17 protein-coding genes are annotated in these 22914 nt (G+C 63.5%); 6 read left to right on the top strand and 11 right to left on the bottom strand.

Annotation, left to right across the window (positions count from 1 at the left end; translation table 11 throughout):
- Window positions 1-7 precede the first annotated feature (7 nt).
- The 3 genes from AC3YUO_RS10040 to AC3YUO_RS10030 form a co-directional block, all read right to left on the bottom strand.
- Window positions 8-2272, bottom strand: coding sequence for a glycogen/starch/alpha-glucan phosphorylase (locus AC3YUO_RS10040; RefSeq protein WP_489962900.1), 2265 nt, complete (start codon window positions 2270-2272; stop codon window positions 8-10).
- A gap of 221 nt (window positions 2273-2493) precedes the next feature.
- A complete protein-coding gene (malQ, locus tag AC3YUO_RS10035) occupies window positions 2494-3993 on the bottom strand; it encodes a 4-alpha-glucanotransferase (protein ID WP_489962899.1) in 1500 nt (499 codons plus the stop codon).
- A 16-nt stretch (window positions 3994-4009) separates the two neighbouring features.
- On the bottom strand, window positions 4010-5029 hold the full coding sequence (locus AC3YUO_RS10030) for a LacI family DNA-binding transcriptional regulator (RefSeq protein ID WP_489962898.1): 1020 nt from the start codon (window positions 5027-5029) through the stop codon (window positions 4010-4012).
- A gap of 307 nt (window positions 5030-5336) precedes the next feature.
- Here AC3YUO_RS10030 and AC3YUO_RS10025 point away from each other — a divergent pair, with 307 nt between their 5' ends.
- Genes AC3YUO_RS10025 through AC3YUO_RS10015 form a run of 3 tightly spaced genes read left to right on the top strand, consistent with a single transcriptional unit; the run spans window position 5337 to window position 8060 of the window.
- Window positions 5337-5975, top strand: a complete 639-nt coding sequence (locus AC3YUO_RS10025; RefSeq protein ID WP_489962897.1) for a cytidylate kinase-like family protein — start codon at window positions 5337-5339, stop codon at window positions 5973-5975.
- Window positions 5976-6006: 31 nt separating this feature from the next.
- On the top strand, window positions 6007-6669 hold the full coding sequence (locus AC3YUO_RS10020) for a gamma-glutamyl-gamma-aminobutyrate hydrolase family protein (protein WP_489962896.1): 663 nt from the start codon (window positions 6007-6009) through the stop codon (window positions 6667-6669).
- Window positions 6670-6722: 53 nt separating this feature from the next.
- The gene (locus AC3YUO_RS10015) at window positions 6723-8060 is read left to right on the top strand and encodes a D-alanyl-D-alanine carboxypeptidase family protein (protein ID WP_489962895.1); all 1338 of its coding nucleotides are present in this window, start codon (window positions 6723-6725) and stop codon (window positions 8058-8060) included.
- 76 nt (window positions 8061-8136) lie between these two features.
- On the opposite strand, the gene AC3YUO_RS10010 is transcribed toward AC3YUO_RS10015, so the two are convergent.
- The 7 genes from AC3YUO_RS10010 to pta form a co-directional block, all read right to left on the bottom strand.
- A complete protein-coding gene (locus AC3YUO_RS10010) occupies window positions 8137-10005 on the bottom strand; it encodes an S-layer homology domain-containing protein (protein WP_489962894.1) in 1869 nt (622 codons plus the stop codon).
- 105 nt (window positions 10006-10110) lie between these two features.
- Window positions 10111-11346: an ABC transporter permease gene (locus AC3YUO_RS10005; protein ID WP_489962893.1), complete on the bottom strand. Its 1236-nt coding sequence runs from the start codon at window positions 11344-11346 to the stop codon at window positions 10111-10113.
- A complete protein-coding gene (locus tag AC3YUO_RS10000) occupies window positions 11343-12092 on the bottom strand; it encodes an ABC transporter ATP-binding protein (protein ID WP_489962892.1) in 750 nt (249 codons plus the stop codon). The genes AC3YUO_RS10005 and AC3YUO_RS10000 overlap by 4 nt, the downstream gene beginning before the upstream one ends.
- Window positions 12093-12098: 6 nt before the next feature.
- Entirely contained in the window at window positions 12099-13739 is a 1641-nt protein-coding gene (locus tag AC3YUO_RS09995; RefSeq protein ID WP_489962891.1) for an efflux RND transporter periplasmic adaptor subunit, read from the bottom strand.
- A 274-nt stretch (window positions 13740-14013) separates the two neighbouring features.
- Window positions 14014-14808 carry a Cof-type HAD-IIB family hydrolase gene (locus AC3YUO_RS09990; protein ID WP_489962890.1) on the bottom strand — a complete coding sequence of 265 codons (795 nt, stop codon included), beginning with the start codon at window positions 14806-14808 and terminating at the stop codon, window positions 14014-14016.
- Between the two features lie 28 nt (window positions 14809-14836).
- Window positions 14837-17248 carry a ferrous iron transport protein B gene (gene feoB, locus AC3YUO_RS09985; RefSeq protein ID WP_489962889.1) on the bottom strand — a complete coding sequence of 804 codons (2412 nt, stop codon included), beginning with the start codon at window positions 17246-17248 and terminating at the stop codon, window positions 14837-14839.
- Between the two features lie 680 nt (window positions 17249-17928).
- The gene (gene pta / locus AC3YUO_RS09980; RefSeq protein WP_489962888.1) at window positions 17929-18903 is read right to left on the bottom strand and encodes a phosphate acetyltransferase; all 975 of its coding nucleotides are present in this window, start codon (window positions 18901-18903) and stop codon (window positions 17929-17931) included.
- Window positions 18904-19131: 228 nt separating this feature from the next.
- Here pta and AC3YUO_RS09975 point away from each other — a divergent pair, with 228 nt between their 5' ends.
- Together AC3YUO_RS09975 and lepA are read left to right on the top strand one after the other, a co-directional pair.
- Window positions 19132-19827: a helix-turn-helix domain-containing protein gene (locus AC3YUO_RS09975; RefSeq protein WP_489962887.1), complete on the top strand. Its 696-nt coding sequence runs from the start codon at window positions 19132-19134 to the stop codon at window positions 19825-19827.
- Between the two features lie 270 nt (window positions 19828-20097).
- The gene (lepA, locus tag AC3YUO_RS09970) at window positions 20098-21906 is read left to right on the top strand and encodes a translation elongation factor 4 (protein WP_489962886.1); all 1809 of its coding nucleotides are present in this window, start codon (window positions 20098-20100) and stop codon (window positions 21904-21906) included.
- A gap of 41 nt (window positions 21907-21947) precedes the next feature.
- On the opposite strand, the gene AC3YUO_RS09965 is transcribed toward lepA, so the two are convergent.
- Window positions 21948-22121: a ribbon-helix-helix domain-containing protein gene (locus tag AC3YUO_RS09965; RefSeq protein WP_489962885.1), complete on the bottom strand. Its 174-nt coding sequence runs from the start codon at window positions 22119-22121 to the stop codon at window positions 21948-21950.
- A gap of 90 nt (window positions 22122-22211) precedes the next feature.
- Between AC3YUO_RS09965 and AC3YUO_RS09960 the strand changes: the two genes are divergently transcribed.
- Entirely contained in the window at window positions 22212-22430 is a 219-nt protein-coding gene (locus tag AC3YUO_RS09960; protein ID WP_489962884.1) for a helix-turn-helix domain-containing protein, read from the top strand.
- The last annotated feature ends 484 nt before the right edge of the window (window positions 22431-22914 follow it).

The raw sequence follows: 22914 nt of genomic DNA, 5'->3' as shown, positions 1-22914 counted from the left end.
CTTATCCTTATTTCAGGTGCCAGATGTCCTGGTTATACTGGGCGATGGTGCGGTCGGAGGAGAAATACCCCGACTTGGCGATGTTCACCAGCATCTTCTTTGCCCAGGCGGTGCGGTCGCCGTAGTCGTGGATGCACCGCTCCTTGGCGGCGATGTAGTCCTCCACGTCCAGGAGGGCCATGAACCAGTCCTTGTTCTTCATGTCCTTCCACAGCGCCGCCAGGCAGGCGGGATCGCCCACCGCCAGCAGCTCCGGGGACACCAGGAAGTCCACCAGCCGCTCCACCTCGGGGCGGTGGTAGCAGTCCAGGGAGCGGTAGCTGCCCTGGGCGTACAGGTCCATCACCTGGTCGCTGGAGGCGCCGAAGGTGTAGATGTTCTCCTCCCCCACCAGCTGGGCAATCTCCACGTTGGCCCCGTCCATGGTGCCCAGGGTGACGGCCCCGTTGGCCATGAGCTTCATGTTGCCGGTGCCGCTGGCCTCCTTGGAGGCCAGGGAGATCTGCTCGGAGATGTCGCAGGCGGGAATGAGGGTCTCGGCCCAGGTGACGTTGTAGTTCTCCACCATGGCCACCCGCAGCCAGGGCCGAACCTGGGGATCCCGCTCAATGAGCTGCTGCAGGCACAGGATGAGATGGATGATGTGCTTGGCCATCACATAGGCGGGGGCCGCCTTGGCGCCAAAGATCACCGTCACCGGACGCTCGGGCAGATGGCCCGCCTTGATTTCCAGATACTTGTGGATGATATAGAGGGCGTTCATCTGCTGGCGCTTATACTCGTGAAGGCGCTTGATCTGGATGTCGAACACCGACTTGGGGTCCAGCTCAATGCCCTGGCGGTGCCAGATGGCCCGGCACAGCTGGTCCTTCTTCTCCTGCTTGATGGCCAGCAGCTCCTCCAGCACCTTCTCGTCCTCCGTGAAGGCCATAAGGCCCTCCAGCTTCCGGGTGTCCTGCCGCCAGTCCTTGCCGATGCACTTGTCGATGAGGGCGGTGAGCTCGGGATTGCACCCCTCCAGCCAGCGGCGGAAGGTGACGCCGTTTGTCTTGTTGTTGAACTTCCGGGGGTAGAGGTCGTAGAAGGGCTTGAGCTCCGAGTTCTTGAGAATCTCGGTGTGCAGGGCGGCCACGCCGTTGACGGAGAAGCCGTAGTGGATGTCCATATGGGCCATGTGCACCCGGTTCTGCTCATCGATGATGGCCACCTTGGGGTCGGGATAGGCCTCCTTCACCCGCCGGTCCAGCTCCCGGATGATGGGCACCAGCTGGGGTGCCACCGTCTCCAGGTAGGACAGGGGCCACTTCTCCAGGGCCTCGGCCAGGATGGTGTGGTTGGTGTAGGCGCAGGTGTGGCTCACCTGGCTGATGGCCTGGTTCACGGACATGCCCCGGTCGGTGAGCAGACGGATAAGCTCGGGGATGACCATGGAGGGATGGGTGTCGTTGATCTGGATGACCACGTGGTCGGAGAGGGTATCCAGGGCGTAGCCCCGCTCCTCCAGCTCCTTGAGAATGAGCTGGGCGCCGGCGGACACCATGAAGTACTGCTGGTACACCCGCAGGAGCCGTCCCACCTCATCGCTGTCGTCGGGGTAGAGGAAGGAGGTGAGGTTGTGGGCGATGTCCCCCTTGTCGAAGTCGATGCCCACCCAGGGCTGGGCGGCGGGCTCCTCCACGTCAAAGAGGTGCAGCCGGTTGGCGCAGCCGTTGCCCGCGCCGGGCACCGGCAGGTCGTAGCACACCGCCTTCACGTCCCCCTTTCCGAAGGGCACGGTGAAGGTCCAGCCGGTGGGGATAAGCCAGCTCTCCTTTTCCAGCCAGGGGTCAGGCAGCTCGGTCTGCTTGTGGTCCTTGAACTTCTGGCGGAACAGGCCGTAGTGGTAGTTGAGCCCCACCCCGTCTCCGGGCAGTCCCAGGGCGGCGATGGAGTCCAGGAAGCAGGCAGCCAGACGGCCCAGCCCGCCGTTGCCCAGGGAGGGCTCGGGCTCCATGGACTCAATGGCGCTGAGATCCCGGCCCAGGTCGGCCAGCATGGTCTTCACCTGGTCGTAAATGCCCAGGGCCAGCAGGTTGTTGCTCAGCAGCTTGCCCGTGAGAAACTCCGCCGAGAAATAATAGAGCTTCCGCCCGCCCTCCGGCGCCGGACGCGCCAGGGCCATGTCCCGGGTGAGCAGCAGCAGGGCCTCGTACAGCTCCTGCTCCCCGCACTGGTCGGGGGCATGGCCATACCGCTCCTGGGTCAGTTGAAACAGTCGCTCTTTCAGTTGCATGGAAAAAACTCCTCTCCGCAAGGATATCGGAAACGTTTCCAATTCGGATTCTGGCGTCAGTATAGCAGTCCCGCGCCCTCGCGTCAAATATTTTTTGGTGAAATTCTGCACAATTTTACCAAAGTTTAACCCAAAACTTCCCACTCCGGGGAAGAAAGAGGGCATTTTTGTGAAAAATAACCATGCCTATTGGGGGCGACGGCGGCGCCGGACAGGCCGGTTTACTTTCCTTTTTTCGGCCGGGGCAGCCGCTGGTAGACCTTCATTTCCCGGCGGAGCCGCCGGGCCAGAGAGGGGGAACAGCAGCCGGGCAGCGCCCGCCACATCCAGTTGCCCCCCAGGGTGGAGGGGATGTTCATCCGGGCCTCGCTGCCCAGGCCCAGCAGGTCCTGCATCTGCATCACCGCCAGGTCGGCGGCGGAAGCCCAGGCCGCGCGCATCATGCCCCAGTGGTAGCCCTCCCGGCGGCTGAGGCGTAAGTACTCCTTGGCAAAGGCCACGTCCTTCCGGGGGGCGGAGGCCATCCAGCCCTGGATGGTGTCGTTGTCGTGGGTACCGGTGTAGACCACGCAGTGGGGGGTGTAGCAGTGGGGCAGGTAGTCGCTGCCCGTGTCCCGGCTGTCGAAGGCAAACTCCAGCACCTTCATGCCGGGGTAGCCCGACTGGCGCAGCATCCTGTGCACCGAAGGGGTGAGGAATCCCAGGTCCTCGGCAATGATGTCCTTCTTCCCCAGCTTCTCCTTCACTGTTCGGAAGAAGTCGATGCCCGGACCCGGACGCCAGCGGCCGTTGCGGGCGGTCTCGTCCCCGTAGGGGATGGCGTAGTAGGAGTCAAAGCCCCGGAAGTGGTCAATGCGCAGGCTGTCGTAGATGGTGAACTGGAAGGCGATGCGGCGAAGCCACCATGAATAGCCCTCCTCCTTCATCCGCTCCCAGTTGAAGAGGGGATTGCCCCACAACTGGCCGTCCTCGGAGAAGCCGTCGGGGGGACAGCCGGCCACCTCGGTGGGCCGCCCCTCCTCGTCCAGCTGGAACTGCTCGGGGTTGGCCCACACGTCGGCGCTGTCCCCGGAGACGTAGATGGGCAGGTCCCCCAGAATGGAGATCCCCCGGTCATTGGCGTACTCCTTCAGGGCCCGCCACTGGCGGAAAAAGAGGTACTGCACTCCCTTCCAGAAGCGGACCTCCTCCTCCAGGGTGCGGCGGACCTTTTCCAGGGCCGCCTTCTGGCGAAGGCGCTCCCCCCGGGGCCACTCCTGCCAGCTCTTGCCCTTATGCTTGTCTTTCAGGGCCATGAAGAGGGCGTAGTCCTCCAGCCAGTCCTGGTTTTCCCGGCAGAATATCTCCACCTCTGCCTCTTTTTGTTTCCACAGCCGCCCGCAGGCCAGCCGCAACACGGGAAACCGCATCTGATAAAGCCGGGGGTAGTCCACCCGCTCCGGGTCGTCCCCCCAGTTCAGATTCTGGTACTCCTCCGGCTCCAGCAGGCCCTCCGCCGCCAGCTCATCCAGGTCAATGAAGTAGGGGTTGCCCGCATAGGAGGAGAAGGACTGGTAGGGGGAGTCCCCGTAGCTGGTGGGGCCGATGGGCAGAATCTGCCAGCAGCTCTGTCCCCCCGCCTGCAAAAAGTCCGCAAAGGCCCGTGCCTCGGCTCCCAACGTGCCAATCCCGTAGGGGGAGGGCAGGGAGGAGATGGCCATTAAAATTCCCGCTCGTCTCATAAAACCGCACTTCCTCTCATGGTTTCCCGTCCAGCCGGGCCACGCTCTCCCCCTCCACCAGGAGGAAGGGGACCGTCCGGTGGACGGGCTGGGTCAGCTCGCCCTGGATATGTCCCAGCAGCAGCTCCACCCCCTGCTCCGCCAGAGCGGAGGTATCCTGCCGCACGGTGGTCAGCCGGGGAACGCTGTACCGGGACAGGGCCACTCCGTCGTAGCCCACCACCGAGATGTCCTCCGGCACCCGCCGTCCCCGGTCCATCAGGGCCCGGATACAGCCCAGAGCAATGACGTCGCCCAGGGCAAAGATGGCGGTGAGCCCGGGCTCCCGGTCCAGCAGCTGTCCGGCCGCCTCGTAGGCCTCGGCCAAGGAGTAACGGCAGGGCTGGTACTGTGTCTGGAAGTCAAAGGGCAAGCCCAGGCGGGCAAAGGCGTCCTGGCAGCCCAGCAGACGCAGGTGGCTGATCTGGGAGTCGGAGTCGTTGCCCCCCAGCACCCCGATGCGGCAGTGGCCCCGCCCGGCCAGATAGGCGATGACCTGGTGGGCGGCCGCCCGGTCGTCGGTGGTCAGGGAGGAGAGATTGGGAAAGCCCAGCTCCCCCGCCCCGTTGGTGAGCAGCACCGCAGGGGTCCGGATGTCCCCGAAGCTCCGGCGGAAGCACTCCAGATCGCCCCCCAGAAACAGCAGGCCCAGGGGCTTGCGCTCCCGGCACAGCTGCCGGGCATAGGCCACCTCGTCCCGGTCCTCGTTCAGGTAGTAGAGGGCGGTCTCCTGGCCCCGCTCTCCCAGCCGGGTCTGCACCCGCTCCACCAAATCGGCAAACAGCAGGTTCTGGCTGCCCTTCACCAGCACCGCCACGCTCTTGCCCGCCTGCTGCTTCAGGTTTTTGGCGTTGGCGTTGGGCTGGAAGCCCTGCTCCTCCACCACCGCCAGCACACGGCGGCGGGTCTCCTCGCTCACATCCCGGTGCCCGTTGAGCACCCGGGAGACCGTGGCCACACCGCATCCCGCCAGCCGGGCAATGTCCTTGATGGTCATGGCGTCCCTCCCCTTCCGGTAACGTTTCCAATACGTTTGTCATCATACTGATTTTGCAAAAAAGTGCAAGAGTCTTTTCTTAAACTTTCGCATTTTTGTGAAAAGTGCAAAATATGCCCCGTTGTTTTTGTCTATTCTTTCCCGTCCTCCCCGGCTCTTTTCTCTTTTTTCCCGCCGGGCGCGGCGGAGCGCAGATTTTCGTTGTCATTTTCCTTGATTTCCGCTATAATATAGAAAAGGATCCACCCGCAGCGGTGCTCCGCCGGAGCAGGCGCGGGAGAATCCCACTGAGCGCGGGAGGGATACCATGAGCAACTATGTGATTTCCATCAGCCGTGAGTTCGGCAGCGGCGGCCGTCTGATTGGCAAGCGCCTGGCGGCCCGTCTGGGGATCCCCTGCTATGACCGTACTATCATCCAGAAGACCTCCGAAAAGAGCGGCCTGTCCCCGGACTTCATCGCCCGGGCGGAGGAACGGGCCCGCAGCCGCTTCCACCTGTCCATTGCCCCCATCGGCATCGGCACCCCCGCCTTTGCCCACCAGGGCGTGCCCGTCAGCCACCAGGCCTTTTTCGCCCAGGCGGAGGTCATCCGTGAGCTGGCCGACGAGGGTCCCTGCGTCATTGTGGGACGGTGCAGCGACTATGTGCTGGGCAACCGGCCCGAGTGTCTGAAGGTCTTTGTCTACGCCGACCTGCCCTCCCGGGTGGAGCGGTGCGTGGAGGAGTACCACATTCCCGCCGACGACATGGAGCGCCGGGTCACCCTCATGGACCGTGGCCGCTCCAACTACTATAACTACTACACCGGTCACACCTGGGGCGACATGCGCCGGTATGACCTGACCCTCAACTCCAGCACCACCGGCATCGAGGGCGCGGTGGATCTGATTGTCGCTCTGGTTCATGCCCGCACGGCCCAGGACGCGGCCATGCAGGAGGTATGAGCCCCGCACGGGGAAAAGGAGCCCCCTATCTATGAACCGACCCCTTCGTCTTCAACTCTCCGGCGAGGCCGGAAGCATGGATAACTACTGTCAGGCCCTCAGTCAGCTGGGGGCCTGTTCCTTCGCCGGCTACGCACCGGAGCCCGACCTCAGCTGCGACGGGCTGGTGCTGTGCGGCGGAGGCGATTTGGAGAGCACCCTCTTCGGCCAGGAGGACCGGGGTTCCAATCCCCCGGACCGGGTGCGGGACCGGGCGGAGCTTCGCCTCTTTGACGCCTTCTTCCGGGCGGGCAAGCCCATTCTGGGCATCTGCCGTGGGATGCAGGTCATCAATGTGGCTCTGGGGGGCGACATCATCCAGGATTTGCCCCCGGAGGTGCGCCCCTTCCACATCCCCCGTGGGAAGGAGGACCAGGTCCACCCCATCCGGGCGGCGGAGGACAGCGTTCTCGCTTCCCTCTACGGTCCGGTGTTCCCGGTGAACAGCTGGCACCACCAGGCGGTGGGGCGGCTGGGGGATGGCCTGCGGGCCATTGCCTGGGCGGAGGGCGGCTTCGCCGAGGCTCTGGAGCACCGGGACCGCCCCATTCTGGGGGTCCAGTTCCACCCCGAACGCCTGGCCCTGTACCGGCGCCCGGACCGGGTGGACGGCGCGCCCCTGCTGGCCTACTTTCTCTCTCTGTTTCCCGGCTGACGGCCGGTCCCATTCACGTTCTGACATATCCCACCCTCAGGAGGTTTCCCGACATGTCCCCTTCCTCCCCGGTCCGCCGGCTGGCCGTTGTGCTGGCCGCCGGCTCCATTCTTCTGATTCCCCTCTCCGCCGCGGCCATCTCCCCCGCTCAAATTGCCGAGGCGGTGCCCGCCGTGGCTGCCCCCTCCCGCTGGCAGTCCCTGCGGGATCTGGCCCTGCGCTATGAGTCGCAGACCCAATCGCTGGAGCAGCTGGGCCTGGACAGCCAGGCCATAGTCCGCCTGTGGAACCGCTTCGGCGGCGACCTGTCCCAGGTGGTCAAGGAGAGCGTCCTCTCCCCCGCCTGGGCCCAGGTGCTGGCCCAGCCCAACAGCCGGAAGGAGCTGCTGGACCGGTACTCCGCCTACCTCCAGGAGCATGCTGAGCTCAGCGCCCAGGAGGTGGTCCTCCAGGTGAACATGGGGCTGGACCGCCCTTTTTACCAGGACACTGAGGTGCTGTCCCCCTCCGAAGACAGCCAGGATGCCCCGATTCTGGTGAACAAATACTACGCCCTGCCCCAGAACTACACGCCTGAGCTGGTGCCCCTGACGGGCCTGGGCTCCGGCTCCCTCACCCCCGAGGCCGCCCAGGCCTTCGCCAAAATGGCTCAGGCCGCCGAAGAGGACGGCATATCCCTGCGCAGCGTGTCCGCCTACCGCTCCTATTCCACCCAGAAGGGCCTCTACAACCGCTACATCAGTCAGTACGGCCAGCGCCTGACGGACACCTTTTCCGCCCGGGCGGGCTACTCGGAGCACCAGACCGGTCTGGCGCTGGACATCAACACCGCCAGCACCCAGGCCCACTTTGAGGACACGGCCGACTACGCCTGGCTCCAGGAGCACTGCGCCCAATACGGCTTCATCCTCCGCTATCCGGAGGGGAAGGACGACATTACCGGCTACCGCTTCGAGCCCTGGCACTACCGCTATGTGGGCACGGAGATCGCCTCTGTGTGCATGGAGCAGGGGCTGACCCTGGAGGAGTATCTGGCCCAGCAGCCCTCCGGCTGGGGGGAGGCCCCCGCTATCCTCTGGGAGGGACAGGCCCTCACGCTGAGCAGCTCTCCCCTTCGGCTGGAGGAGGACTGGTATCTTCCGGTGACGGAGACCGCCCTGGCTCTGGGCTGGACCGGAACGGAGGAGGCCGGCGCCGCCGTCCTCACCAACGGGGAGCGCCAGATTGAATGTTCCGCCGGGCAGCGCTGCCGGGTGGATGGGGTGACCCTCCGCTTTACCGACCCCGTGCTGTCCATGGGCGGCACCCTTTACCTGTCCGTCGCGGATCTGTGCTCCGCTCTGGGGCTGGAGTTCCAGGAGACGGAGGAGGGCTTTGTGCTCACCGCCTGACGGTCTCCATCTTACATATACAAAAAGGGAGCGCCCGCTTCAGCAGCGGGCGCTCCCTTTTTGCTTTTTATGGAGTTTACCGGGCCACAATCACCCGCAGCCGGCCGCCGGCGCTCTCCGCCTTGTCGTACCAGCCGGTGAGGGTAAAGCTGCCGTCCTGCACCCGGGCCAGGGTGGAGGGGTAGTAGCTGCCGTTGCGGTACTCGTAGACCGCCACCTGCTCGGAGATGGCATAGCGGGTATTCTTCGCCTCGAATTTGCCGCTGACAATGGTGCCCGTCCCGGCGGAGGTGAGGGAGGCCAGCTTCTCCGGGGCGGAGGCACTGCCCTTGATGCACACGGGGCCCTCCTGCACCGGGTAGCGGGTGGTGCTGTCGGGCATTACCACCTGGCTGCCCGCCACGTTGAGCACATAGGAGTAGTAGGTGGTAAATTCACCCGCGGGCGTCTCCCGAATTTCCTCCAGGATGCCGTAGTGGTGCATATCGCCGGTAACGTCGCTGAGAATGAGCCGCTCAATCTCGCCGGAGCTGTTGAGGGAATAGTACTTCACCATGGACCCGGACAGGCTCACGCCCGCCAGACGCTGGGGGTACACCCGCAGGCCGTAGCCGCCGCTCACGTCCAGAATCTCCGCGTAGTCCGCCAGGGTATAGCTTCCCACCTTGCTACCGTCGGCATTCACCTTCCCGGAGAGGGAGACAGAGGTCAGCCGGCGCAGGGTGACGCCTCCCGCCTCATCGGAGACGGTGACCCGCACCAGGTCCCCGGTCTTCATGCCCGTGGCGTTGTAGGGATAGCGGTAGCTCTGGCCGTCGGTGGCCAGCAGGGTGACGGTCTGGGCGGTGTAGGTGCCTCCCTTGCCGTCGGAGTAGGAGGCGTTTTCCACCGCGGTCACCACGCCCACCTTTTCGCTGTTCTGAGCCGTCACGCCCCCCACCACGGCGGCCACGCCGCCGGTGCGGCCCAGCAGCAGGGTGACGGTGTCGCCCAGGCGGTACTGGCCCAGGTTGGAGAGAGCGTAGGCGGCGGAGGCCGTCTCAATGGTGCAGGTCCGCCCGGCCACCGTCACCGAGGTGGGGCTGGCACCGGAGGGCTCCAGGGCCTGGATGGTGCCCGTCACCTTGTCGGAATAGGCCCACAGGGTGGCCATGGAGCGGTTATAGTAGAGCACGTCGTACTCCTGGATGGCGCTGGCGCTCACCGCCGCTCCATCCCGGTACACCTTGGCGGAGGACAGGGCGATGGGCAGGCTGGACTGCCAGTCGCCCTGGGCCACCACCGGTCCCTCCATGGAGGCCCCCACCAGGGCCACCAGGTCGATCTCCCCCGCCTCATTCAGGGAGTAGCCCAGGGTGGTGAGGTACACCTGGCCCTCCTTGTTCTTGGCGGTCATCAGGTTATAGAAGAGGTACATGGCGTCCAGCCGCTTCAGCTCCGTCCCGGCCTGGGCGGCAGTCACGCCCTTGTCCAGCCCAAGGCTATGGTACATGGCCAGCTGTCCCGTGGGGTAGGCTCCGGTGAGGTCGGAAGGGCCGTAGCCCAGCAGCTGCAGGACAATGGTGGCCCCCTCCGCCAGGGTGATGCGGTGGTTGGGGCGGAAGGTGCCGTCGCTGAAGCCGGAGACCAGCCCCGCCTTCACGCCGGCCTCCACATAGCCGGAGGCCCAGTGGCTCCGGGGCACGTCGGGGTAGGGAGAGGTGGCCGCCTGGCCGATTTCCCCGCCCCCCGGCAGGGCCTTTACCGCCATGGTGATAAATTCCGCCCGGGTCACCGGGCTCTCCAGGTTCAGATTGCCCCGGTCATCCCCGGCCATAATGCCCAGGGCCTGGATCACCTGGGCGGCCTCCGCCTGGGAGGGAACCGTCCCGGCCGCGGCGGCAGGCAGCACCAGGCTGGCGGTCAGGCACAGCGCCAGCAGGGCGGCAGAAAGTCGATGTCTCATAACAATATTCCTCCTGCGGGGACTGTGTCCCCTTGTTGTAGGGCGGGCTCTGTCCCGCCGCGGGAAGCCCGCACGCTGCCCCCTCGGGCAGGCACCTGCGGGCGGTCAGTCGTAGCGCAGCGCGTCAATGGGGTTGAGCTTTGCAGCCTTGTTGGCGGGCAGGTAGCCGAAGAGGATGCCGATGCCCACGGACACGCCGAAGCTGATGGCCACCGCCCCCAGGGTGGGGGTGGCGTGGAAGGAGGCCCCGCCCATCTGCGCGGACAGGGACGCACCGATGAGGGATCCCACCCCCGTGGCCAGCAGACACCCAAGGCCGATGCCCAGCAGTCCGCCGATGGCGGAGGTGGTCCCCGCCTCAATGACAAACTGGCTGCGGATGTCCCGCCGCTTGGCCCCCAGGGACTTGCGGATGCCGATCTCCCGGGTGCGCTCGGTGACCGAGACCAGCATGATATTCATAATGCCGATGCCGCCCACCAGCAGAGAGATGGCGGCGATGGCCACCAGCACGGCCATGGCCACGCCCATCATGGCGTTAATGAGGTTGGCCTGCTCCGCCATGGTGGTGGTGTAGTAGGCGTCCGGGTCCTGGAAAAAGTCCTGGAGCATCCCGTCAATGACCGTCTTGGCGGCGGCCGCGGTGTCCCCGGAGGTGCTGGTGAAGACGTAAAGGGTCACCATCCGGGAGCCCATAATCTCCATGGCGTTCTCATAGGGGAGGTAGATCTGGTCATCCACGCTTCCCTTCTCCATGCTCTCGCTCATCTGGTCCAGCACACCGATGACGGTGTAGGAGGTGCCGTTGATGGACAGCGTCTTCCCCAGGGCGTCGCCCTGGAAGGCATCCTGGGCCAGATAGGCCCCGATGACGCACACGTTCTGCCGCCGGGCCACATCCAGATAGGAGAGGAAGCGCCCCTGAGCCAGGGAGGCCCCGTCCAGGGTGGTGCCCTTGGCGCTGTTATACATGACCTCGCTGACGCCGTAGAGCTTGGTCTTGTCGTACTTGGTGTCCCCGTGGCGCAGGGTGGCGGTGAGGGAGACGTAGGGGGACACGCCGGAGAGCACGTCGGGGTGCTCCTCCACCAGGTCGTACATGGCCTGAGGGTCCAGGTTCATGGTGGTGCCGTCTCCCCGGCCCCAGACATAGGTCTGGATGAGGTTGATGCCCAGCTTATCCACCTGCTCGTTGATCATCCCCTGCACTCCGTTTCCCAGGGCCAGGATGATGATGACCGCCGCCACGCCGATGATAATGCCCAGCATGGTCAGAAGGGATCGCATCTTGCTGGTAGTCAGCGATTTCAGGGCCAGCCGGAAGGATTGGGTAAAGTTCATACCGCCGCCCCCTCTCCGGCCTCCGGGAGCTCCTCCCCGGGCTGGACCACCGCCCGGGGGTCGTGGGCATCCCCGTCATAGATGATTTTCCCGTCCTGGAGGCGGATAATCCGGTCGGCCTTCACGGCGATGGAGTTGTCGTGGGTGATGAGGACCACCGTGTCCCCCTCCCGGTTGAGCTTTTTGAGAAAGCCCAGCACCTCCCGGCCGGTGCGGGAGTCCAGGGCGCCGGTGGGCTCGTCGGCCAGGATGACCGAGGGGTTGCCCGCCAGGGCCCGGGCGATGGATACCCGCTGCTGCTGGCCGCCGGAGAGCTGGCTGGGCAGGTGCCGCTTCTTCTCCGCCAGTCCCACCCGCGCCAGAGCCTCCTCCGCCCGTCGGCGGCGCTCCCCGGCGGGCACCCCGGCGTACAGCAGGGGCAGCTCCACATTCTCCAGCACGTCCAGCTTGGGAATGAGGTTATACTGCTGGAAGATAAAGCCCAGCATCTTGTTGCGGATCTCCGCCTGCTGGTCGTCGTCCATGGTGGACACGTCCACGCCCCCCAGGTGATAGCTGCCGCTGGTGGGCACATCCAGGCAGCCGATAATGTTCATGGCGGTGGACTTGCCCGACCCGGAGGAGCCCACAATGGCCACAAATTCCCCCTGGTCAATGGCCAGGCTCACCCCGTCCAGGGCCCGGACCGTCTCATCCCCCATGGGGTAGATCTTGTAGACGTCCCGCAGCTCAATGAGATGTTCCACCGTTTCTCAGCCTCCCGTCACCGCCACGGCGGAGGACGCTCCGCCGGTCAAGTCGTCGGAGACCTGGATGGGAACCAGCACCACGTCCCCCTCCTTCAGTCCGGAGGTAATCTCGATGTACGCCTGATCGCCCCAGCCCAGGGTTACCGCCCGGCGCTCCGCCTTGGAGAGGTCGGCCACGGTGCCGTCGGGGTTCAGGGCTCCCTCGCCGGGCACCAGCACGGTGCTGTCGCTGTTCACTGCCTCCACGGGGACGCTGAGGGCGCCCTCGGCCCGCTCCACAATGATTTTGGCCGACACGTTCATGCCGGGATTCAGGGCCCCGTACTCCTCCAGCAGGATGGTCACGGGATAGGTTGTAAAGCCGTTGGTGGTGGTGCCGTTGATGCTCATCTGGTCCACGGTGCCCAGGAAGGTCTCCCCGGGCAGGGCCTCGGCGGTGATCTCCACCTGCTGCCCCGCCTGCACCTGGCCGATGTTCAGCTCGCTGACGTTCATGGACAGCTTCAGCTTGCTCAGGTCGTAGAGCACCGCCAGAGCTCCGGTGGTGTTGCCGTCCAGCTTATCCCCCTGCTTGAAGTTCTTCTCAATGACCGTGCCCGAGATGGGGGCGGTGACAGTGTAGTTATCCAGGGCGTCCTGGGCCCGCTGGAGGGAGAGCTGGGCGTTTTCCACTGCGATGGCGGCGGTCTCCAGGGCGTTCTGGGCGCTCTCCCCGCCCAGGGTCACCAAGGCGGTACCGGCGGACACCTTGGTACCGGCGGTGACGTGGATCTGGGTCACCTCACCGCTGGTCTGAGCCACCACGGTCTGCCTGGCATTGGCGGTAAAGGTGCCGCTGCCCGCGCAGGCGATATCCCCCACCGCGGCGGTGGCGGCGGTCTCCTCCGTGAGGGCGCCGGGATTGTGGACCCGCAGGGTGACCTGGCGCACCAGGGCGCCCCCCGCCCCCACCAGGTCGGCGGAGGCCACCGACTCCACGGTGCCGTTGAGGGTCTCCCCGGTCCCGGCGATGGTTACCTGGGCGCTCTGGCCGGCGGACAGCCGCTGGGCGTCGGCGGACTGGAAGGGCAGGGTGAGGGTCATGGTGGAGGTGTCGGCAATCTCGGCGATGGGGGTGCCGGCGGACACCAGCTGGCCCTTCTGCACCTGCACCGACTGGACCACCCCGGCGGTGCCCGCGGAGGGGGTCATGCCGGAGGAGAGCTCCTCATAGCTCAGCTGGGCCTGGCGCAGGGAAAGCTGGGCCTGCTGGAGAGAGGTCTCCGCCTCCCCGGCGTCCAGCCGGTAGAGGAGATCCCCCTTCTCAATCCGGTCCCCCACCTCGAAGGGTGCCTCCAGAATCTCCCCGGTGACCAGGGCCCGCACGTCGTAGGACTCAATGGGGGTCACGGTGCCCGAGCCATCCACCGATACTGTCAGGTCCCGCACCTGGGCGGCCTCCGTCCGGTACATTCCGGCCTCCAGGGTCTGGCTGATTGACCCCAGGGGCCGCAGCACAAACCACCACACAGCCAGAGCCACAATCACCAGCAGGGCCACAACCCGCTTCCACTTCTTTCCCTTTTTGGGCAGCTTCCAAGACAGCTTTTTCTTCTCCTTGGTCTCGGTCTGCCTCTCCTGGGTTTCCACCTGCGTCGCTTCCATACCTCGTTCTCCTTATTCTGACAGCGTTCCGGGCTTCCCCCGGTCCTCCGCCCCGCCGGGGCGGCATGATCCTTTTTCTGTGTGCCCTTCATTGTACGAAGAAAAGCTTATATTCCACCTAAGAAATGTTAAAAGTTTCATTAAAAAGCACCTCCCTTTTCCCTGTGTTTCCCCACCCTACACCTTCCACCAAGGGGAAAGTCAAGGGAAAATTGCGCAAAAAATCCGGCCGGAACCATTGGTTCCGGCCGGATTTCCAGTTTATTGTTCTCATTCAGTGTTTCAGACAGCTCAGGATGGCCTGGACCACGCCGCCCTGGGCGTTGGTGTCCACCACCCGCTGGGCGGCCGCTCGCACATGCTCCGGGGCGTTGCCCATGGCGATGGGCAGACCCGCCGCCTCCAGCATGGGCAGGTCGTTCTCGCTGTCCCCCACGGCGGCACACTGCTCCAGGGGGATACCGTACATCAGGGCGATGAGGGCCAGGGTGCTCCCCTTGTTTACCCCCCTGGGGATGACCTCAAAGTCGGTGGGCGTGGAGGTGGTGAGCTCCACCTTCTCCAGCCCCTCCAGCTCCGCCCGGGGGCAGGGACCCCAGTCCCCGTGGATCTTGGTCACGGGCATGTTCCGTTCCTTCATGTAGGCCAGGGGATCCTCCGTCACAATGGCCTCTGTATGGAACTGCGGGTAGGGGTAAGTGCGCAGCAGAGACTCCTTGGAGAAGGGGTCCAACACCACCTGGTTGCCGGAGAAAATGGTAATCTCCAGCCCCCGGCCCAGGCAGATTTCCAGGGCGCGGGAGCCCCAGGGCTCGGGGATGTCCCAGCGGCGCAGCTCCGCTCCCGTTTGGGCGTCCCCCAGCAGGGCGCCGCCCAGGCAGGAGACCAAGTTATCACAGCCCGCCTTCCGGGCAAAGTACCCGGCCTCCGTCATGGGGCGGCCGGTGTTCAGCACCACCCGCAGCCCAGCCTCCCGGGCCCGGGCGATGGCCCCGGCCGCGCCGGGGGTCAGGTCTCCGTCCGGCCCCAGCAGGGTGCCGTCCAGGTCCAGAGAAATCAGTTTGATCACAGCATCGTACCTCACACGGTCAGTTTTTTCACAGCAGCAGGCTGCCCACCTGGTAGACCAGCAGGGACATCACATAGGCGCAGCCCAGCTGCCAGGCGATGGAGAAGAAGGCCCACTTGGGGCTGCCCATCTCCTTGAACAGAGTGGACACAGCGGCCACGCAGGGCACATACAGCAGGATGAACACCAGCATGGCAAAGGCGGACAGGGGGGTAAACCCGGTCATAGCAGCGGCCACCACACCGCCGGCGGCGGTGATGGAGAAGCCGTAGAACATGGACAGGGAGGAGACCACCATCTCCTTGGCGATAAGGCCGGTGAGCAGCGCCACCGCCGCCTGCCAGTAGCCGAAGCCGCAGGGGGCAAAGATGGGTGCAATGGCCGAGCCCAGGGCGCCCAGCATGCTCTGGGAGGCGTCCTCCACCATATGGAGGGAGAAGTCGAAGGTCTGCAGAAGCCACAGCAGCACGGACATGAGCAGAATGAGGGTGCCGGCCTTGATGAGGAAGCCCTTCACCTTCTGCCACACGTGGGTCATGATGTTCCCCAGGGAGGGCAGGCGGTAGGGGGGCAGCTCCAGCACGAAGGGAGCGGGCTCCCCGGCAAAGAGGGTGTGCTTGAAGAAGAGACCGGACAGAATGCCCACCGCCATACCGATGACGTACAGGCCGAAGACCACCAGCCCCGCCCAGGCTCCAAAGAAGGCGGAGGCCAGAAGGCCGTACACCGGCAGCTTGGCCGAGCAGGACATGAAGGGGACCAGCAGAATGGTCATGCGCCGGTCTTTCTCATTTTCCATGGTGCGGGCGCCCATGATGGCGGGCACCGAGCAGCCAAAGCCCATAAGCATGGGGATGAAGGCCTTGCCGGAGAGGCCGAACCGCCGCAGCAGCCGGTCCATAATGAAGGCGGCCCGGGACATGTAGCCCGAGTCCTCCAGAAAGCTGAGGAAGAAGAACAGCAGGGCAATCTGGGGCAGGAAGGTGAGAACGCCGCCCACGCCGCCGATGATGCCGTCCCGCAGCAGGGACACCAGCACTGCCGAGGCCCCCGCCCCGGTGAGGGCGTCTCCCAGCCAGCCGCCGAAGGTCTCGATGGCCGCGCCCACCAGGTCGGACAGCCAGGCGCCGAAGGGGCCGAAGGTGATGGCAAACATCACCAGCATGGTGCACAGGAACAGGGGGATGGCCAGCAGGCGGTGGGTCACCACCCGGTCAATTTTCTCCGTGAGGGTGGGCTCATCCGCCCCCTTGCCCCGGGTGACGGAGGCAGAGACCACCCGCTCAATGTACTGGTAGCGGCTGTCGGCGATGAGGGTCTCCCGGTCGCCCAGGTCGCTGGAGCTCTCGTACTCGGTAATAATGCCCTCCAGCTTCTCCTCCACCTGGGGGGGCAGCTTCAGGGCCTTGGCCACAATGTCGTCCCCCTCCAGCAGCTTGATGGAGGCCCAGTGGGCGGGGAGGTGGGCGGCGTAGGCGTAGTCGTGGATGAGGGCGCCCATGCGGTGGTGGATGTCGTGGGTGTAGCTGTCATAGAGGTTGTCGGGCTCCACGGTGCAGCCCAGGTGCATCTGGCGGTGGGCGGTGTGGAGCAGCTCCTCCAGCCCCTCCCCCGTTTTGGCTGTAATGGGCACCACGGGAATTCCCAGCCCCTTGGCCAGCCGCTGCACGTCAATCTTGTCTCCCCGCTTGGCCACCTCGTCCATGAAGTTCAGGGCCACCACCATGGGCCGCTCCAGCTCCAGCAGCTGCACCGTCAGGTAGAGGTTTCGCTCCAGGTTGGTGGCGTCCACGATGTCAATGACGCAGTCGGGCTCCTCCTCAATGACGAAGTCCCGGGTGACAATCTCCTCCATGGAGTAGGGGGACAGGGAGTAGATGCCCGGCAGGTCCACCACCGTGAAGCTCTTGTCCCCCAGATGAGCGGTACCCTCCTTCTTCTCCACGGTGACCCCCGGCCAGTTGCCCACATACTGGTTGGACCCGGTGAGGGCGTTGAAGAGGGTGGTCTTGCCGCAGTTGGGGTTGCCTGCCAGGGCAATGCGCATGGGCCGGCGGTCGTGGGCAGCGGCATCATAGCCGCTGCTGTGCTCGTTGAGCTCGTGCTCGTGGTCCTGAATCTGCCGGCGCAGCACCTCCGGGTCGGCGGGGTGTGTCACCGCGCCCCGGCCCTTGCCGCTCCGTGCCAGCTGGACAGGCCCCATCTCAATCTGCAGGGCGTCCGCGCGGCGCAGAGACAGCTCGTAGCCCCGCAGGCTTACCTCCAGGGGATCGCCCAGCGGGGCAATCTTGGTCACCTTGACCTCCGTCCCCGGCGTCAGCCCCATATCCACCAGCCGGCGCTTTACCGCCCCCGACTGGTTGCCTACTGCCAGAATGGTGCCGCTTTGGCCCGGCTGCAGGTCGTTGAGGGTCCGCTTTGTTCCGTCTGTATGCGCCATCCCTCACTCGCTCCCTTTCCTCTTTATATTCCCACTTATTGTAATCGCCGCCCCCGTCTTTTTCAAGAGGTTTGCCCCCTGGGGCTTTCTGGTTCGGGTGAGAAAACCGTCTTCCCCGTGCAGTTTCCTTTGTAGGTTTTGCACACAGAACAAAAAGGGAGCGCCCACAATGGGCGCTCCCTTTTTCTATTCGTGTAGCTTAGGCCAGAGCGGCGGTGATGATGGCCATGGAATAAGCTCCCACAGCGGCTTGCGCCCCTGTGGGGTCCCGCTTTTTAAATCCCTCGGGCGAAATAAATTCGCCCTTCGGAAATTCTCCGCTTTGCTCCGAATTTACGGCGCACAGCGCCGCCCCATCTTTCGATGGGGTTGGAGGCCTATCCCATGGCCATAAAAAAGGGAGCGTCCCACGGACACTCCCTTTCTCATGTTCAGTTCTCTCAGGCCAGGGCGGCGGTGATGATGGCCATGGAATAGCTCCCACAGCGGCTTGCGCCCCTGTGGGGTCCCGCTTTTTAAATCCCTCGGGCGAAATGAATTCGCCCTTCGGAAATTCTCCGCTCCGCTCCGAATTTACGGCGCACAGCGCCGCCCCATCTTTCGATGGGGTTGGAGGTCTATCCCATGGCTATAAAAAAGGGAGCGTCCCACGGACACTCCCTTTCTCATGTTTACTTCTCTCAGGCCAGGGCAGCGGTGATGATGGCCATGGAATAGACCTCCATGGCGTTGCAGCCGCGGGAGAGGTCGTTGATGGGGGCGTTCAGGCCCAGCAGGATGGGGCCGTAGGCCTCGAAGGAGCCCAGACGCTGGGCGATCTTGTATCCGATGTTGCCGGCGTTGATGTCGGGGAAAATAAAGGTGTTGGCGTAGCCGGCCACCTTGGAGCCGGGGCACTTGGTCTTGGCCACACGGGGAGACACGGCGGCGTCAAACTGCAGCTCGCCATCGATGGGCACATTGGGCATAGCCAGCTTGGCCTTCTCGGCGGCGTTGCGCATCTTGTCCACGTCCTCGCCCTTGCCGGAGCCGAAGGTGGAGTAGCTCAGGAAGGCCACCTTGGGGTCCACGCCGAAGATCTTGGCGCAGGAGACGGTCTCGGAGGCGATCTCCACCAGCTCGTCCTCGGTGGGCTTGATGTTGATGGCGCAGTCGGCCATGGCCAGCACGTCGTTGTCGCCGGTGGCGGAAGGACGAACCAGAATGAAGCAGGAGGAGACGATGGAGTTGCCGGGCTTGGTCTTCACCAGCTGCAGAGCGGGACGGACGGTGTCGGCGGTGGAGTAGGTGGCGCCGCCCAGCAGAGCGTCAGCCTTGCCCATGGCCACCAGCATGGTGCCGAAGTAGTTGCTCTTCTTCAGCGCGGCGCGGCAGTCCTCCTCGGTCATCTTGCCCTTGCGCAGCTCCACCATGCGGGCCACCATGGCATCCATTTCCTCATAGTTCTCGGGGTCGATGATGATAGCGCCGCGGATGTTAAAGCCGGCGTCCTCAGCGGCGGCCTGGATCTCAGCCTCGTTGCCCACCAGGATGGGGGTCAGGAAGGTTCCGGACAGCAGACGGGCGGAAGCCTCCAGAATGCGGGGGTCGGTGCCCTCGGTAAAGACAATCTTACGGGGATGAGCTTTCAGAATTTCAATCAGCTTCTTAAACATACAGCGTTCCTCCAGATACAAAATCAGCGCGTTTCCGCGGGCTGTTCACGGTGACTATGGTAGCATTTTCCCCTGGAAATTTCAAGAGTACTCATCCTGATTTCCCCAGCTCTTCTCACAAATTTTTCTGGAAAAAGGAATAAGGATTTTTTCTGTTTCCTCTTTACGTTTCGTATTGGTTTCAGTTATACTTTACGTTGTGTATTGTTTTGTTTGAGGTGACGATTTGTGAATTCAGAATTTTCCCGCACCCTGTCCCTGCTGCGCCGTGAGAAAAAGGTGAGCCAGCGCGCCGCCGCCGCGGAGCTGGGCATCTCTCAGGCTCTGCTCAGCCACTATGAAAACGGCATCCGGGAGCCCGGCCTCTCCTTCGTGGTAAAGGCCTGCGACTATTACGGCGTGTCCGCCGACTTTCTGCTGGGCCGCACCCTCAGCCGGGACGGCACCACCATCGCCCCCGAGGAGCTGTACGATTTGAGCCAGGAGAAGGACAACTCCCTGAAGGGCAGCGTGCTGGCCATGCTGAGCAAAAAGCTGCTGGTCAATTCCATCGGTCTTCTCTTCGATCTGCTGGCCAAGACGGGCAGCCGGGAGGCCATCAAGGCAGCCTCCGACTACCTGTCCACCGCCGTCTACAAGATGTACCGCCGCCTGTACCAGGCCAATCCCGACAACAACCCCGCCTTCTTCTCCGTCCCCCGCAGCCACTTTGAGGCCGGCCTGCCTGAGGCGGACATGCGCTGCTCCGAGGCGGAGCTGATGGATGCCCTGGCCGCCCACGTGAAGGCCAAGGGCAATCTGCCCGGGATGACCAATGACGATCTGGCCCAGAATTACCCCGGACTCTACCAGTCCCTGCTCCAGATTGTCCACAACACCGGCGAGCGGGTCAACGGCATCACCGCCGCCCGCAAGAGCAAGTAAAGACTGGTTTTTCTCCCCGAAGCGCCTCTTTCCGGGCGTTTGCCGGGGTTATTCCCTATCGGAGGTTTTTCGCCTATGACCTCGTCCTCCCAAGCTTCATATTCTTCGCTTCCCCCTGGCGGGGAAAGCTCACTCATTCCGCTGCTCGTCCCTATCCCCTCTGTCCCTTTGGGACATCTCCCCTTGATAAGGGGCGTCGGCCTCTCCAAATCGGACCCGCTGTCGCTGGGCTCCGATTTGGTTTGATTCCTTTCCGGAGGTTTTTCGCCTATGACTGATCAGACTAAAATTCGCAACTTTTCCATTATCGCCCACATTGACCACGGCAAGTCCACGCTGTCCGACCGGCTCATTGAGCTGTGCAACGCGGTGCCCCAGCGGGAGATGGAGTCCCAGCTGCTGGACAACATGGACCTGGAGCGTGAGCGCGGCATCACCATCAAGGCCCGTGCCGTCCGTCTGGACTACAAGGCCCAGGACGGCAGCACCTACGCCCTGAACCTCATTGACACCCCGGGCCACGTGGACTTCAACTATGAGGTCTCCCGCTCTCTGGCCGCCTGCGAAGGTGCGGTGCTCATTGTGGATGCCTCCCAGGGCATTGAGGCCCAGACCCTGGCCAACACCTACCTGGCTATGGAGCACGACCTGGAGATCCTGCCCGTGGTCAACAAAATCGACCTGCCCGCCGCCGATCCCCAGCGGGTAAAGGATGAGATTGAAAACATTCTGGCCCTGCCCGCCCAGGACGCCCCGGAGATTTCCGCCAAGCAGGGCATCAACATCCCCGCCGTGCTGGAGGACATCGTCCAGAACATCCCCGCCCCCACCGGCGACCCCAACGCCCCCCTGAAGGCCCTGATCTTCGACAGCCAGTATGACCCCTACGTGGGCGTCATCGTCTACTTCCGGGTAATGGAGGGTACACTGAAAAAGGGCATGCAGGTGAAGATGATGGCCTCGGGCGCCACCTACCAGGTGCTGGACTGCGGCTATCTGCGCCCCCTGGGCATGGATTCCTGCGACGCCCTGGAGGCCGGCGAGGTAGGCTGGTTCACCGCCTCCATCAAGAATGTGAAGGACACTCGGGTGGGTGACACTATCACCGGCGCGGAGGCCCCCGCCGCCGAGGCCCTCCCTGGCTACCGCCCCGCCCAGCCCATGGTCTACTGCGGCATCTACACCGAGGACGGCTCCAAGTACCCCGACCTGCGGGACGCTCTGGAGAAGCTGCAGCTCAATGACGCCTCCCTCTCCTTTGAGCCCGAGTCCTCCGTGGCCCTGGGCTTCGGCTTCCGCTGCGGCTTCCTTGGCATGCTCCATATGGAGATTATCCAGGAGCGGCTGGAGCGTGAGTTCGATCTGGACCTGGTAACCACATTACCCTCGGTAATTTATGAGGTAACCAAAACAGATGGGACTGTGGTTCGGGTGGATAACCCCCACAACTACCCCGATCCCGGCTCCATCTCCGAGGCCCGGGAGCCCTTCGCCAAGGTATCCATCATCTCGCCCCCCGACTACGTGGGCAACATCATGCCCATGTGCCAGGAGCGCCGTGGCGTCTTTAAGGACATGCAGTACCTGGACACCAACCTGGTGGAGCTCCACTACTCCATGCCCATCGGCGAGATTATCTACGACTTCTTCGACGCCCTGAAGGCCCGCACCAAGGGCTACGCCTCGCTGGACTACGAGCTGGAGGGCTACCAGCCCAGCAACCTGGTGAAGGTGGACCTGCTGCTGAACGGCGACCAGGTGGACGCCCTCAGCTTCATCGTCCACAAGGACAAGGCCTACGCCCGGGCCCGGAAAATCTGCGAGAAGCTGAAGGAGAACATCCCCCGCCAGCTCTTTGAGGTGCCCGTTCAGGCGGCCATCGGCGGCAAGATTATCGCCCGCGAGACGGTGAAGGCCATGCGCAAGGACGTGCTGGCCAAGTGCTACGGCGGCGATATTACCCGGAAGAAGAAGCTGCTGGAGAAGCAGAAGGAAGGCAAGAAGAAAATGCGTACTCTGGGCACTGTGCAGCTGCCCACCGAGGCGTTTATGGCCGTCCTTAAACTGGACGAGGAATAACGAAAATAGGAAGTCCCGGACTGACGGCAGTCCGGGACTTTTTATTTGCGGAGTTTGGTTCCATGCTGTTCTTGGGAGCTCAAATTTACTTTCAGGATCTGACGGATCTGGGCAGGAATGGAGCGCAGCTCTTCCTGTGCCTGTTGTTGCAGGGCTTGGTACAATTCCAGCGGAAGTGTAACCTGCACCCGTTTTGTTTCGGTGTCTTTTTTCATAAATTAGTCACCTCTCTTTATTCTAACCTGTTTTAGGTTAAAATGGAATACCCTGTTTTAGGTTAATTCATACTGAAACAGGGTGATTGTATGTATCACAGAATCCGGGATCTTCGCGAAGACCTTGAACTGTCTCAGACCGAATTAGCCAAACAGCTTGGAATGTCACAGACCGGATACTCCAAATATGAAACTGGCGAAAATGATATTCCAACTTCTATTCTCATCCAACTGGCCCACTTGCACCACACCAGCGTGGACTACCTATTGGGGCTCACTGACGTGCGGGAGCCTTATCCCAGGAAGTAAAGGAGTATTTCGCCTCCGGGCGAGTGACTTTCTGTGCGGACAGAAAGTCACCAAAGAACCGTCAAAGGGGAGAGGGATTTCGAGTACCCTACCCCCTTTGTCCCTTCGGGACATTTCCCCCTGATAGGGGGAATCGGCCTCTCCCCTTTGAAATCCCCTCTCCTTGAAACGACCAACACAGGGGGGACTGCGGTCCCCCCTATTGGATGTACCCCCCGGGGGTTGGCGGTAACCTGAAAACTTCCTCGCCGGAATATGCCTGCGGTCGACGAAGCCGCCAGAGGGTGCGGACCTGGAGCAGATGCGTGTTCACGGTAGTCTTACATATTGGGAACAATCCCCGGAGGCGGAGCGACCACCGAACCGCCCCGCGAGGGCAGAGCATTAGGCGCGATTGCTCTTGTAGGAGAACAAGCCTGTTCAATCAACATGGAGCGGCAGCACCCGCAAGGGGTACGCCGCATCCGTAAGGCGGCAAAGCCGC

The organism is Pseudoflavonifractor sp. HNCC25GI2 (assembly GCF_058136395.1).
Note: the sequence above shows the minus strand (reverse complement) of the source record. Positions and strands in the feature narration are given on the sequence as shown.